14 protein-coding genes are annotated in these 13877 nt (G+C 47.1%); 10 read left to right on the top strand and 4 right to left on the bottom strand.

Annotation, left to right across the window (positions count from 1 at the left end):
• Positions 1–3 precede the first annotated feature (3 nt).
• The 8 genes from VN447_RS00190 to VN447_RS00155 all read left to right on the top strand — a co-directional run bounded on the left by VN447_RS00190 (position 4) and on the right by VN447_RS00155 (position 7268).
• On the top strand, positions 4–891 hold the full coding sequence (locus VN447_RS00190) for a respiratory chain complex I subunit 1 family protein (protein WP_325521593.1): 888 nt from the start codon (positions 4–6) through the stop codon (positions 889–891).
• A 15-nt stretch (positions 892–906) separates the two neighbouring features.
• Positions 907–1533, top strand: coding sequence for an NADH-quinone oxidoreductase subunit K (locus tag VN447_RS00185; protein WP_325521591.1), 627 nt, complete (start codon positions 907–909; stop codon positions 1531–1533).
• Positions 1534–1537: 4 nt separating this feature from the next.
• A complete protein-coding gene (locus VN447_RS00180) occupies positions 1538–3016 on the top strand; it encodes a hydrogenase 4 subunit F (RefSeq protein WP_325521589.1) in 1479 nt (492 codons plus the stop codon).
• Entirely contained in the window at positions 3013–4524 is a 1512-nt protein-coding gene (locus VN447_RS00175; protein WP_325521587.1) for an NADH-quinone oxidoreductase subunit C, read from the top strand. Before VN447_RS00180 ends, VN447_RS00175 begins: the two co-directional genes overlap by 4 nt.
• Before the next feature lie 11 nt (positions 4525–4535).
• Entirely contained in the window at positions 4536–5255 is a 720-nt protein-coding gene (gene nuoB, locus VN447_RS00170; RefSeq protein ID WP_325521585.1) for an NADH-quinone oxidoreductase subunit NuoB, read from the top strand.
• Positions 5255–5920: an L-serine ammonia-lyase, iron-sulfur-dependent subunit beta gene (gene sdaAB / locus VN447_RS00165; protein WP_325521583.1), complete on the top strand. Its 666-nt coding sequence runs from the start codon at positions 5255–5257 to the stop codon at positions 5918–5920. The genes nuoB and sdaAB overlap by 1 nt, the downstream gene beginning before the upstream one ends.
• Positions 5921–5936: 16 nt before the next feature.
• Positions 5937–6824, top strand: coding sequence for an L-serine ammonia-lyase, iron-sulfur-dependent, subunit alpha (gene sdaAA, locus VN447_RS00160; protein ID WP_325521581.1), 888 nt, complete (start codon positions 5937–5939; stop codon positions 6822–6824).
• Positions 6825–6887: 63 nt separating this feature from the next.
• A complete protein-coding gene (locus VN447_RS00155) occupies positions 6888–7268 on the top strand; it encodes a RidA family protein (RefSeq protein ID WP_325521579.1) in 381 nt (126 codons plus the stop codon).
• Positions 7269–7309: 41 nt separating this feature from the next.
• Here the strand turns inward: VN447_RS00155 and lgt are convergent, their stop codons facing one another.
• The gene (gene lgt / locus VN447_RS00150; RefSeq protein ID WP_325521577.1) at positions 7310–8104 is read right to left on the bottom strand and encodes a prolipoprotein diacylglyceryl transferase; all 795 of its coding nucleotides are present in this window, start codon (positions 8102–8104) and stop codon (positions 7310–7312) included.
• Between the two features lie 81 nt (positions 8105–8185).
• Here lgt and VN447_RS00145 point away from each other — a divergent pair, with 81 nt between their 5' ends.
• A complete protein-coding gene (locus tag VN447_RS00145; RefSeq protein WP_325521575.1) occupies positions 8186–8719 on the top strand; it encodes a TlpA disulfide reductase family protein in 534 nt (177 codons plus the stop codon).
• Positions 8709–9413 (top strand): cytochrome c biogenesis CcdA family protein, encoded by a 705-nt coding sequence (locus VN447_RS00140; protein WP_325521573.1) that lies wholly within the window; start codon positions 8709–8711, stop codon positions 9411–9413. Before VN447_RS00145 ends, VN447_RS00140 begins: the two co-directional genes overlap by 11 nt.
• Positions 9414–9417: 4 nt before the next feature.
• Here VN447_RS00140 and VN447_RS00135 read toward each other — a convergent pair whose 3' ends face one another.
• The 3 genes from VN447_RS00135 to VN447_RS00125 all read right to left on the bottom strand — a co-directional run bounded on the left by VN447_RS00135 (position 9418) and on the right by VN447_RS00125 (position 13813).
• Entirely contained in the window at positions 9418–9687 is a 270-nt protein-coding gene (locus VN447_RS00135; RefSeq protein WP_325521571.1) for a metal-sensitive transcriptional regulator, read from the bottom strand.
• Between the two features lie 40 nt (positions 9688–9727).
• A complete protein-coding gene (locus VN447_RS00130; protein ID WP_325521570.1) occupies positions 9728–10420 on the bottom strand; it encodes a metallophosphoesterase in 693 nt (230 codons plus the stop codon).
• A gap of 126 nt (positions 10421–10546) precedes the next feature.
• Positions 10547–13813: a DEAD/DEAH box helicase gene (locus VN447_RS00125; RefSeq protein WP_325521568.1), complete on the bottom strand. Its 3267-nt coding sequence runs from the start codon at positions 13811–13813 to the stop codon at positions 10547–10549.
• Positions 13814–13877: the final 64 nt, after the last annotated feature.

Here is a 13877-nt window from a genome sequence, read left to right as displayed (position 1 = left end):
AATATGGAACAAGTGGCTATAGTATTGGCCAATGCCGGTTATGCATTACTCATTCTGGCGGCGGCACCGCTGGTGGCCGGGATTGTTAAGGTGGTTAAGGCTGGTTTGCAAAATCGGCGCGGTCCAAGATTGCTGCAACTATATTTTGATTTGTTTAAGTTGTTGCAGAAAGACAGTGTAGTGTCGCCTACCACATCATGGATATTTATATTGGCGCCGTACATCTATTTTACCGGCGCTTTTGGCGCGGCTGCGTTTTTGTCGTCAGGTGATTTATTTGTACTTTTGTATCTTTTGGCTGCCGGGCGTTTTTTTCTGGCACTGGCTTCGCTTGACGCAGGGAGTGCTTTTGGCGGTATGGGCGGCTCACGGGAGATGTATATCAGTGTGTTAGTTGAGCCGGTACTGCTCTTGACGCTACTTACCATAGCCGTGCGAGCGGGATCGACAGGATTGGCTGCTATGGCAGGCGCTGCTGCGGTCACGCCGTTTTCGCTGCCGTATATTTTTGCCGCCATGGCCTTCTTAATTATATTAGTGGCCGAGACAGGACGAATTCCCGTAGATAACCCTGACACTCATCTTGAACTTACCATGATTCATGAAGGTATGGTGCTCGAATACTCCGGGCGTTGTTTAGGATTGGTTTTCTGGGCATCTGCTATCAAGCAGCTGGTATTTATCATTTTATTTGTTACGCTGTTTTTGCCTTGGCAGCCAGGTGGCTTATCCCCAGTCGCGTCAGTTCTTTGGATAGCCGGCAAGGTACTGCTGACTGCAGTTGCTCTGGCAGCCATTGAGACCAGTACCAATAAGATGCGATTATTTAAAGTGCCCGGATTTATGGGTGTGGCCGGAATGCTGGCGCTTTTAGCGCTGGTCGCGCAGTAGGGGAGGAAACGGGCAATGAATTTGCTTATTATAATTTTACTGTTTTTGGCGCTCTTGTTGAGCAGGGTTACTAGTCTTAAGACTGCGGTTAATATTCTGTTGGTTCAATCGGCCTTGGTGGCGTTGTCATGTGCTATTGTCGCTGTTGACACTGGGGAGGCGCATACATATATTGCTGCGGCACTTACGCTTGTTATTAAAGCCGGACTTATTCCTTATGCACTCTACCGTATAGTCTCCATGCTGCGCCGGGAGCGGGAAGATAATCCGATTTTGAGTCCCAATTACTCGGTCATGGCAGCAGGCGCTATGATTGTGCTGGCATATGGTCTGATTGACCGGGCACTGCCAGGCGTTGTCAGCCGGGATGCACTTGCTGCTGCAGTGGCCATGACATTAATCGGGCTGACAATGATAATGACCAGACGGCAGGCGGTATTGCAGATAGTCGGTTTGATAACCATGGAAAATGGCCTGTATTTGGTAGGGCTTTCAGTAACTACAGGCTTGCCGCTTATTATTGAGCTTGGTGTTTTTTTGGATGTGATGGTGGCTGTAGTAGTACTGGTGATTCTAACTTACCGGCTCAAACGCTCATTTCGGTCAACCGATACTAGTGTGTTAAAAAAGTTAAAGGGATGATACTATGGGGCAATTGATCGTTCTGGCGCTTCTGCTGCCTATTTTGACCGGAATTTTTACTATGACACAGTCTGGGCAGAAAGCCATTCGCCTTATCAATGTAACAGGGGGCAGCTTACTCAGTCTGATTCTATTCGTTGTTGTTTACCAAGTGGCAGCAGTTGGGATAATTCATGATGGCCAGCTCTATGTTGACCAGTTGAGCGCCGTTGTGATGCTTATAGTGGCTGTACTCACATTTACTGCGACTTTATTTTCTTTGTCTTATATGGAACAGGAAATCACACAAGGCCATGTAACGCTAAACATGCTAAAACGCTATTATGGACTCTTCAACTTATTCGCTTTTACTATGCTCTGTGTACTTGTAGTTGAAAATATGGGGATGCTATGGGTGGCTGTCGAAGCGACTACATTGAGTTCGACATTACTGGTAGCTTTTTATTTTGATCGGGCGGCCTTAGAAGCTGCCTGGAAATATGTAATGGTGTGCACTGTCGGCATTTGCCTGGCACTATTAGGTACTATTCTTCTCTACTACGCGCAAGTGAACGCTGGCGTGAGCGGAGGACAGGCTTTAAGCTGGCTGGCACTGCAAGCTGTCAGCGCCAGACTTGATCCTGGTATGGTTAAACTGGCGTTTGTATTTATTCTAATCGGGTACGGCACCAAAGCCGGTTTAGCACCAATGCATACATGGTTGCCTGATGCGCATAGCCAGGCACCTTCGCCAGTTAGTGGACTGCTGTCCGGAGCACTCTTGAGTTGCGCGTTATATGCCGTGATTCGTACGATGATTATTGTTAAGGGCGCGGTGGGAGCTGCTTTCCCTGAACAGTTCCTGATAGGGTTCGGGTTGCTGTCAATTGTGATTGCGGTGCCATTTATTCTGGTGCAGCATGACCTCAAACGGCTATTGGCCTATTCAAGCATTGAACATATGGGGTTGATTACATTAGGGATCGGTTTAGGGACTCCGTTAGCTATGTATGGCGCGCTATTGCACATCATTAATCACGCGGTAACCAAATCTTCGCTGTTTTACTTGGCCGGAGCCGTTATTCAACAGTACGGCACTAAGCATATCATGCGGATTAAAGGGTTGGTGAGTACTGCACCTATTATGGGCGCTATGTTCGTGGCCACCGTGCTGGCGATTGCCGGGCTGCCACCGTTTAGTATTTTTTATAGTAAGCTCACTATTGTATGGGCAGCCTTCCAGTCAGGAAACCCTTGGCTGGGGAGTATAATATTGCTCTTAATGGCCGCAATTTTTGCTGGTATGATTTATTATACCTTGCAAATGGGCTTTGGCTCGCTGCCACGCCGCGTCTCTGTTGGTTACCGGCTAGGTAAGCCGGGAATGGCAGCCGTGTCGGCGTCCATGGTTATCATGCTGGCAGTCGGCGTGTATTTGCCGCCTTGGCTGGATACGCTGATTACTCAGGCAGTGAAAATTATGATAGGAGGAGGGGGACTATGACCGGCACATTTCAGAAAATTCCTGTAGCAACCCTCCGAGCGTCTGCCACTTTGGCCAGCCGCGGCGGGCAATATCGATTGAGTGCCATGTTTGCTAATGATGAACGCAAGATAAATGGCTGTTTTGCCATTTATACAATCTTTAGCAGTAAAGAAGAGGGTGCTTTTAAAACAATAAAAGCGATCATAAAACAAGGCGAGCCGCTTGAGTTTCCATCACTCACGCCAATAATGGCGGCTGCAGCCTGGTATGAACGGGAAATTCACGACTTATTTGGCTTGACGCCGGTTGGTCATCCTGATTTAAGGCCGCTGGTGCTGCATGAAAACTGGCCTCGAGGGCTGTATCCGCTGCGAAAGGATTTTACGCCTGATACGTCTGTGCCTGAAGGTGTGAGTGAGTACTTGGTACCGCCAGTACAGGGTGAGGGGGTATTTGAAGTGCCGGTTGGACCTATCCATGCCGGCATAATTGAGCCAGGCCACTTCCGGTTTAGTCAGGCTGGCGAAAATATTATCAATATTGAAGCTAAATTGTTTTTTACGCATCGAGGTATTGAAAAAGCTGTTGAAGGTCTGCCGTTTACTACGGCGCTATATCAGGCTGAGCGCATTTGCGGCGCATGTTCGGTTGCCAATACGCTTGCCTTTGTTCAAACGGTTGAAACCCTGGCTGCTGCTGAAGTTCCGGCTAGGGCAGAGTGCCTTAGAGTGCTGGCTGCAGAGCTTGAACGACTTTATAATCATGTAGGGGATATTGGCAATCTATGTGCTGGTTTAGGTTTTGCTCCTGGCATAAGTCACGGCTCTCGCCTGAAAGAACAGTTAATGCGTCTCAATGAGCGGCTGACAGGCAATCGTTTCTTGCGTGGCTGGATTTGCTTAGGTGGCGTTACTATGGATATAACAAGAGACATGATATACGATATTAAGCAAACACTTTCTGAGCTTACCGGTGATTTCGCCGGGGTCATGGGGCTCTTGCGTAATAATGATGCATTTTTAGACAGGGTTAACAATACCGGTCTGCTGCCACAGCAGGCTGCGGTTGATTTGGGTGTTGTCGGTGTAGCTGCCCGCGCATCTGGCGTTGATGGTGATGTACGGCGGGATTTTCCCTATGCTGCATACCGGCGCCTTAGTTTTAGTGTACCTGTATATACGAGCGGCGATGTAGCCGCCCGCCTGTGGGTGCGGGCTGATGAAGCCGTCGAGTCGATCAAAATTATCGGTCAGATACTGGAGGGATTGCCTGGCGGCAAACTTACGTCTGAATTGCCGCCCATCAGCGCCTACTCGACAGCGTTTGGGATGACTGAATCGGCGCGTGGTTCTAATTTGCACTGGCTTATGGCTGGAGAGAACAGCACAATTTACCGCTATGTTGTCCGTTCGGCTTCATACCCGAACTGGCCGGCGCTTACAGTGGCTGCTCCGGGGAATATCATCCCGGATTTTCCCCTGATTAATAAAAGTTTTGAACTATGCTATGCGTGTCTTGACCGGTAAAGGGGGATAATATGCTTAACCTTCTCAGAAAGATAATAAATACAAGGCGAGTAACCGAAGAATATGACAGCAGTGCTGTACCGCCCCGGTTCAGAGGCGAGGTGGTGCAGGACGAGAGGCAATGCCAGAACTGCCAAAACTGCCGCGAGGCTTGCCCGACCGGAGCAATAGTGTTTATTGGCGATAAGTTAACAATCAATAATCATGCCTGTATTTTTTGCGGGCGCTGTGTGGCCATTTGTGAGCACAACGCATTAGCCCACACGGCCGAATACCGGCTGGCTGAGCTACGTGGCCACCTGTCTGAAAAAATCAGGGCAACTCTTAAACGTTCACTTCACATCCGTCATGTTGACGTTGGGTCTTGTAATGCGTGTGATTGGGAAATGACGGCGCTTAATAACCCTGTCTATGATTTACAGCAATACGGTATTGATTTCGTGGCCTCGCCTCGTCATGCCGATATGTTAATGGTTACCGGAGTAGTGACTCGTAATCTAACTCAAGCGCTAACAATGACATATGAGGCAGTACCATCGCCTAAACTGGTAATGGCCGTAGGAGCTTGCGCTGCCAGCGGCAAAGTTTTTGGCAGTAGCTATGCAATTCGTGGCGCTGCTGATACAATAGTTCCTGTCGATATCTATGTGCCAGGCTGCCCGCCGCGTCCGGCGGCTCTCATCTACGGACTGCTGCTGGCGCTTGACCGACTAGGAGGTAACCACAAGTAATGAACATTTTTGATATAATCGGTCCGGTTATGGTTGGACCGTCCAGCTCCCATACTGCAGGGGCGGTACGTTTAGGCAACGCTGCTCAGGCTATTCTGGGACAGCCGGTTGCGGAGGCTGTAATTGGCCTGCATGGCTCATTTGCCCAGACCGGCCGGGGGCATGGCACTGATTTGGCGCTGGTTGCCGGGCTTATGGGCTGGCCGACTGATGATTTGAGGATTCCGCAGGCCTTTGACTATGCCAGGGAAGCCCGGCTTAAGTATTCTTTCCGCAATATTAATGCTGGTGATGCCGCGCATCCTAACTTTGTCAGGTTTTGGCTGATCGGACAGGGAGGAGCTGAGAGTCAGGTGTCCGGAGCGTCCATTGGTGGCGGGCGGGTTGTAATTAGTGAGGTGGACGGTTTTCCGCTCGAGTTTACCGGCGATTTCCCAACAATTCTTACACTGCATGAAGATCGTCCCGGTGCGGTGGCGGAGGTTACAGGCATCTTATCCAAGCGCGGCGTTAATATTGCTCAGATGCGCGTATTCAGGAGAAATAAAGGCGGCTTGGCCAGTATGGTGCTAGAGACTGACCAACCGGTGGACCAGGCAGACATTGCCGCTGTAGCCGGGCTGCCGATGATTAAATCTGTACGCTGCATTAATGCCATAGGCTGACAAGGAGTGATAAACAATGTCATTAGATAAATTGTCACTTGAGGAATGGATTCAGTCTGCTGAAGAAAAATCAGTTCCTTTTGCTGACTTCTGCGTAGATTTTCAGTCAAGGCAGATGGAATTGCCGGCGGCTGAAGTAATGACGCGAATGGAAGCGATACTTAGTGTTATGGAAGAGTCAATTGCTGCCGGGCTTAAAGGACCGCGCTCCAAAGGCGGGCTGGTTGGCGGTGATGCGCAGAAGCTGCAACAATACGACCAAAGCCAAAAGAAGAACATAATGGGGAGCTTTATTAGTAAAGCTGTGACTTATTCATTGGCGGTCGGCGAAGCTAACGCCGCCATGGGACGGATTGTGGCCGCCCCCACGGCAGGCTCAAGCGGTGTACTGCCGGCAGTCCTGTTTACACTAAGAGACGAATACGCACTTAGTCAGACTGAACTGGCTAAAGGGTTGGTAGTCGCTGGTGCAATTGGTATGGTTATCGCCTCACGGGCATCTCTCGCCGGAGCGGCCGGAGGGTGTCAGGCTGAATGCGGCTCAGCCGGTGCTATGGCAGCTGGCGCAATAGTATCACTCCTGGGTGGTACGCCGGCTCAGGCCGGACATGCTGTAGCGATTACCATTAAAAATATGCTGGGCCTAGTGTGCGATCCAGTGGCTGGACTAGTCGAAGTGCCTTGCGTAAAACGCAATGCCGGAGCTGTGGCTCAGGCTATTGTTGCTGCTGAAATGGCGATGGCTGGAATTGAAAGTGTTATTCCCGTAGACGAAGTCATTGATGCTATGGATTCGGTTGGTCAATCGATGCACTGTTCGCTTAAAGAAACAGCTCAGGGCGGTTTGGCAGTTACTCCAACCGGCTTAGCGTTAACAGAAAAAATTTTTGGCAGTACTAAATAGGCAGGTTTTTTCCAAATAAACATAGAATGTCCAAAAGAAAACACAATTAGAGGAGGCTGCAGCATGAAAACAGTTGTTAGTTCTGACCGTGCCCCGCAGGCCATAGGCCCCTATTCCCAGGCTATTAAGGCCAATGGCTTTTTATTTGTATCTGGCCAGATACCGCTTGACCCCATTACTGGGCAAATCGTCTATGGAGGCATAGAGAATCAAACCCACCAAGTACTCGCTAACCTTAAGGCCATCTTGGAAAGAGAAGGCCTAACGTTTGCAAATGTGGTCAAAACATCGGTGTTCTTGAAGGATATGGACGATTTTGCCGTAATGAACAATGTCTATAGTCAGTACTTTACTGAGGAGCCGCCCGCACGGGCCTGCGTTCAGGTGGCAAAGCTGCCACGTGATGTCAGTGTAGAAATCGAACTGATCGCCGTATACCCATAAATTATAAAAGCCGAAACCTTTGAGTTTCGGCTTTTTCAATACTATTTGCTTTTTTCAGTAAGTCCGATACGTTCAGCATAGTAGCCTTGCCGGATGAATAGGATAAGACCAATGAGTATGACTGCCAGGCTCGTGAGTTGGGCGGACTTTAAACCAAACATAAGTGTGCCGTAGTCCCCCCGGAGAAACTCAAGAAAAAACCGGGCTGTCGAATACAAAACAGCATAAAGGATAAAAACTTGTCCTTTGGCATGATTGGTTGTCCTAAAGATTAACAAGAGAACAAAGATAACGACGTCAATTTGACCTTCCCACACCTCAGCCGGCCATAGTGGCTTATCGCCATATACCTGATAGGCCAGGGTTGTTGAGGGGTACACGATGCCAAAATTGCCGCCGGTAGGGTGGCCAAAGGCATCTCCGTTCATCAGATTGGCCATGCGGCCAATGGCTTGGCCGATGATGACCGCCGGAGCGGCTACAATATCAGCGAATGCCCAGGTATCAATTTTATGGATTTTAGTATAAATGATCCCGGCAATAGCCCCTAGCAAAACACCACCCTGGATAGCCATACCGCCCTGCCAGACAAAGGGGATTTCAAGCAGGTGGTGCTGGTAATAGTCCCAGTCAAAAAAGAATACATCCCACAGGCGGGCACCGACAATGCCGGCTAAACCGCAGTAGATGCCCATATCAGGCACATGCTGGTGCCAGCGTCCATCCTGTTTGGCAAGGAAATAGGCAGTGCCGGTAGCCAGGATGATACTCAGGCTCAAAATCAACCCATACGCTCTGATGGGAAAATCGCCGATAAAAAAGAGGTACTGATGCATAGTGTGTTGAACCTCCACAATTAAATAATATTAATAAGCGATAAAACATATATCTGTTATAACACTAGAGAGGAGACTATCATGCCGAGAAGACTCATAATTTTGGCAGTAACAGTAATTGCTATGACGATTGCCATTGGATTTGTCGCCATGCAGCCCGACAGTCTGCCAGGGATCGAAAACAATAAACCGTCTGCAGATACCGGCGTAACAGTTGGGAAAACGCTGTCTGGGTTTTCGCTTATCGCTCTGGACGGAAAGACGACAAAAGTTACTCCGTCAGGACAGATTATAGTACTAAACTTTTGGGCAACCTGGTGCCCGCCCTGCCGTGAGGAGATGCCTGAGCTGAATAAGTTTGCCCAAAAACATGGCGATAAAGTATCATTCTATACTGTCAATATTCAGGAAAGTGCTGAAAAGGTGGCTGAGTTTATAACTCAGAACAAATACACTATGAATGTCCTGTTAGACAAAGACGGCGAGGTGGCGAAAACTTTCCGCATTAATGCTATACCCACAACTCTGGTGGTTGATAAACAAGGTATTATTAAATACCGAAAGTCAGGCCCGGTCACCGCGGCTGAACTGGAAGGAGTGCTGAATGGATTATAACCTCACCCTGGTAACTGTCTTTGGCGCAGGAGTAGTTTCTTTTTTATCGCCGTGCGTGCTCCCAATGCTGCCGACATATACCGCGCTTCTGGCAGGGACTGGGGCTCAGACAGAGGCTAGCGCCGGCCGCTGGACCTTCTTTGTTAATGCCATTAGCTTTCTTAGCGGATTCACCTTAATATTTGTGGCCATGGGCGCAACCGCGTCCTATATCGGTGAGCTATTCTTTGAGTACCAGGAGGCTATTCGCAAAGTAGGGGCAGTCTTCATGATTATTATGGGACTACAAGTCCTTGGTGTGCTAAAAATTCCCGGCCTTGACCGGGAATACCGGCCGCTGTTACATGGCGCTTTTGCCGGTCCCTTCGGGGCCTTCTTGCTAGGCCTGGCGTTTACTGCCGGCTGGACACCATGCACTGGCCCGATTTTAGCTACTGTGCTTATGTATGCCGGTTCAACGGCTACGGTTAGTCAAGGGGCTTTTTTACTGTTTAGCTATGCTATGGGGTTTTGTCTGCCGTTTTTAGTGATAGCTATAGTAATTAACCGCTACATCAATAAAGTACAGCATGTATATAAATGGCTGCCGCTTATTCAGCAGGTAGCGGGAGGCGTACTGATTGCAGCAGGCGTCCTTATTTACTTTGATTTAATGCAAAAAGGATTAGGCGTCATTTGGGGTATCTTTAGCTAGACGATCATTTGAGGAAGGAAATCATCTGCTTAACGATTTGTTCGACTTTATGTTTGTCGTCTTTATTATCAGTTACATCACCTAAACATTCAATCGCATTGTTTTCTAAAATATAAATACCGATTTTTTCGATAGCGGCCCTAGTTGCCGAAAGTTGAATGAGGACATTGCTGCACTCTTGACCTTCTTCAACCATGCGTTCGATTCCGGCAAGATGCCCCTTGACGTTCTTCAGACGGTTTAATACTTCGGCCTGAGTCGAGCTATTGGCCATAACTATACCTCGTTTTTCTCGTCCCGGGAGGGGCGGTCATCTAAATAAGCTGTTTAACCTTAAAGTCCAGTGCATCACACGATATCAGATAGTAGGCGGCACCGTTAATGATACCGGTTGCCGCATTTTTTATTGATTCGCTGTGCAGGTGGCCATAAATGCAGATCTCTACATTATATTTAGCGATCAAGCCAGCAAAGCCTTTTTCAACATTACGGTCATAAAATGGGGGAAAATGCAGCATAAGGAGGATGCGGGAAAACCCGGCAGCGCGGGCGGCCAATAGTGAAGCCTCTACCCGCAAAAGCTCACGGTCAAAAATAGGCTGATCTTCAGCTTTAAACAGCGGGTCCTCCGGACATGTCCAGCCCCGGCTGCCACAGATGGCCCATTCACCCGCGATGGCAAAGTTATTATTGAGGAACTCAATTTTACCCTCAACGGCTTTAGTCATTTTGCTTACTGACTGCCACCAGTAGTCATGATTACCTCTCACTATGATTTTTCTTCCCGGCAGGCTGGCAATAGCGTTCAAATCGATAAGCGCATCAGGCAGTTTCATGGCCCAAGAAATGTCGCCGGCAATAAGGACAACATCTTCTTCAGATACCTGCTCCTGCCAACTTGCTCTAATCTTATCCCAATGCCCTTCCCAGTGTCCTCCGAAAATGCTCATTGGCTTAGCAGGAGGATTTCCTGACAAATGAGTGTCAGCTATGGCAAATATCTTCATAAAAAAACAGCTTCCTCGTGTTTATTTGTGGCAATGCCTGGAATATATTTTATCCAATATTGGAGCGAATAGCAATGAATATACAGCAAGTACTACAAGAGTTTGGCAAAAATCCAGGTATAAGGGCTACAATGTAAAAAGATCCCGAATCTCAGCTTCATTCATCTTGGTTAAGAAGTTTTCACCAGGCTTGATAAGAGTGTCAATCAGCTCTTTCTTTTTCTGTTGCAGTATGTATATTTTTTCTTCAATAGTATTTCTGGTAATCAGCTTATACACCTGAACGGAATTTTTTTGGCCAATCCGGTAGGCTCGGTCGGTGGCCTGATCTTCGACAGCCGGGTTCCACCAGGGGTCATAATGTATTACCATATCTGCCCCGGTAAGATTAAGCCCTGTGCCGCCTGCTTTGAGTGAGATAAGAAAAACAGATTTCTCACCAGAATTGAAAGAATTGACAAGATTGAGTCTTGCTTCGGCCTTGGTTGTTCCATCCAAATAATGATAGCTGATTTTCATGGTCTCAAGTTCCTGCCTAATTAAAGCCAGCATGCCGGTAAACTGTGAAAATAATAAGACTCTGTGTCCGCCGTCTGTAGCGTCTCTTAATAATTCCTGCAGCATCTCTAGCTTGCCGCTGCCGTTTTGGTAGTTTTCAATGAATAAAGATGGATGGCAGCAGATTTGCCGCAGCCTGGTTAACAGCGACAATATCTTAATTTGACTCTTTTCAAAACCGTTGGCGCTAACTTCAGCCTCAAACTCTGATTTGGCTTTTAAAAGCCAGGCAGCATATAGTTTAGCTTGGGCCGCAGTCATTTCATTAACCATCTTACTCTCGATTTTTTCCGGCAGTTCTTTTAGAACCGCTTTTTTCATACGCCGCATAATAAACGGCTTAATATGGCGCCCTAAATCCTGCAGAGCCTTCTGATCGCCATTTTTGATTATAGGAATTTCGAACCGGCTAGTAAAGGTTTTGTGCGTGCGTAAATAGCCGGGCATAAGAAAGTCGAAAATTGACCATAACTCTGTCAGTGTGTTTTCAATTGGTGTACCGGTGAGAGCAAAATAGCTTTTAGCCTTAATTTGTTTTACTGATTTGGCGTTTAAGGTGTTGGGGTTTTTGATATGCTGGGCCTCATCAAGAAAACAGTATTTGAAGTTCAGTTTCTCATAGAAATCTATATCTCGCTTGATAAGACCGTATGAGGTGATGACTATATCGGCGCTGTCAATATCTTTGAGCTGTTCTAAGCGTTCATTAGGTTGTCCGGAAATAACGATTGTTTTTAAGCTGGGCGCGAACTTTAAAACTTCTTCTCGCCAGTTATAAACAAGTGAGGTCGGCGCAATGACAAGTGACGGAACTATGGTAGTTTCTTTTTCTGAAAGAATAAAAGTGATTACCTGTAAGGTTTTTCCCAACCCCATGTCATCGGCTAAAATGCCTCCCAGACCGTAATTGGCCAGTGACTTAAGCCATTTGAAACCTGTTTTCTGATAATCTCTGAGTTTCCCCTGGATGCCTAGAGGAATCGAATATTCAATATCTTGTGGCTCACGGATATCCTGTACCATGTGCTTAAAGGCACTACTGCGCTCAACGGCAAAGTCCGGTGTTTCGCGCGCTAGGCTGTCTAGGTATAGGGCGCGGTATTTTGGCAGCTCCACAATCTGTTTTTCAATATCGGCCGGACGCAGACTCAATTCAGCAATTAGATTGGCAGCAGTTTGAAATTCGGGGGAATCAAGCGGTATAAATGAACCGTCTGGCAGGCGATGATAGCGTTTTTTTAGCTTATAGGCAGCTAACAAATCAAGTAATTCTTTGGGAGATATGTCTTCAAGCTGGAGCGAGAACTCCAGCATGTCGGTTTCCGTGTTAAGTCTTACGCCAGCGGCAATTTTGCCGGCAGGCTTGATTTTAATCTGGTGCAAATCATCCGAATAAAGAATCTCGGCCATATTTTGGAGTTCTGGTAATGCTTGCTGCAAAAAAGTGTAGGCCGCTTCTTCTTCAGGTAGAACCAGCCTGTCTGCTGACCAGGAAAAACCGTACTGCTGAAAAATGTTTAATAAATCCCTTTCTTGGGCAGTAGAACGGAGCAGCCACTTGCCCGCAATAGAAGCATGGCTTGTGTCTGTATCGCTACCAGGGTTTATGGTCAAATCGCCGTAGCAAAACTCAACCTTAGCGCTTATTCCAGCGCCAAGCCTATCAAGATATATGCGCTTTTCCAGTTGTTCTTTATGAAATTTATTGTAGACGGCGGCATCTACTTTAACTGAAGCAATTGTTTCAAGAGCAGGCAGTGTACCTGACACAAATTCGGACACTGTAGCAGCCGGAATATGCAGCTCAGGTTTCCTGTTTTCGTTAAAGCAGTTTAGTAATCGTCTTACATAACTCGCAAAAAGAGCATCAACATGGTAAATAGTCTTGTTATGATAAATGTATCGGAAATCGACATCAAGCCCGTAAAATACATCGCCAGACAAATTCATGGACAGACGCAGCCCGCCCTCAATGGCCTTAACTGCAAGGTCTACCGGCGGCCGGCTGCTCTGAATCCTAACCCCCGGCGTCGTTTGGTCATTAATCACTACTGTAAATGGCTGAGAGTGCATTATTTCAAAAAAACGAACAAGGCTTGAATGAATTAGTTTAAACCGGCGGGGTTCACTAAAAGCAGAATTTGAATGAATCCCGGAGAAAGAACGGTAATTCCATACAGACCGCTGGTTTTCTTCATCATAGGCATGCTGCAGTAGTTTAACTAATGCTTCAGACACCTCGTCAAATACAATTTCCCTTGGTTTCAAAGTAAAGTTTTTACCGAAAACAATTTCTTGATTGGAATTTAAGGCTGTAAGTAGCTGTGGTATATCTTTTAGGACGTACATCCGCTCGGTGCCAATCGTAAATTCCAGATAGCTTGTCTTTTGGGTATTGTACAAATAGAAGCCATAAGTGGGCGCAAGTTTTACAAGAGCAGGTTTACTTGGTTTATTTGCACTGGTTCCACTATCGTTGGTTTGAAAAAATTCCAGCAATTCACGGGTTGACCGGGTTAAAGTCACCTGGCCGGGAGTGCTAAAGTATTGGTTCCAGGTGTGTTGAATCCTTTTCAATACGGCCACAACATGCTTGCAAGCGCCGTCATAGTTGTAAAATGCCGGGCAATCACAGGCATAATGCTTGATTTTCTGCTGCTGGGAAAATGTCACAGATACAATATAAAGATGTTGCCCAAGAACCCGGGCTTCAAAAGTGTTGTCTTCAAGTGAGAAATGCAGATTTTTGACACTGTTATTGCGGTAATAGTGGCATCCTCTTACATAGGAGGCGTGAGAATCTGCTTCTGCTTTAATTTTATCTTCTGTTAACATCGTAACTCCTTCCGCTTCGTTATAACTATAATAAATTATCTTAATGCAGATAAAAATCCTGCAC

Source organism: Sporomusa sp. (assembly GCF_035561155.1).
In the GTDB taxonomy this organism is placed as follows: Bacteria; Bacillota; Negativicutes; order Sporomusales; family Sporomusaceae; genus Sporomusa.
The sequence above is the reverse complement of the archived record's forward strand: the minus strand, read 5'-3'. Positions and strand labels throughout refer to the sequence as shown.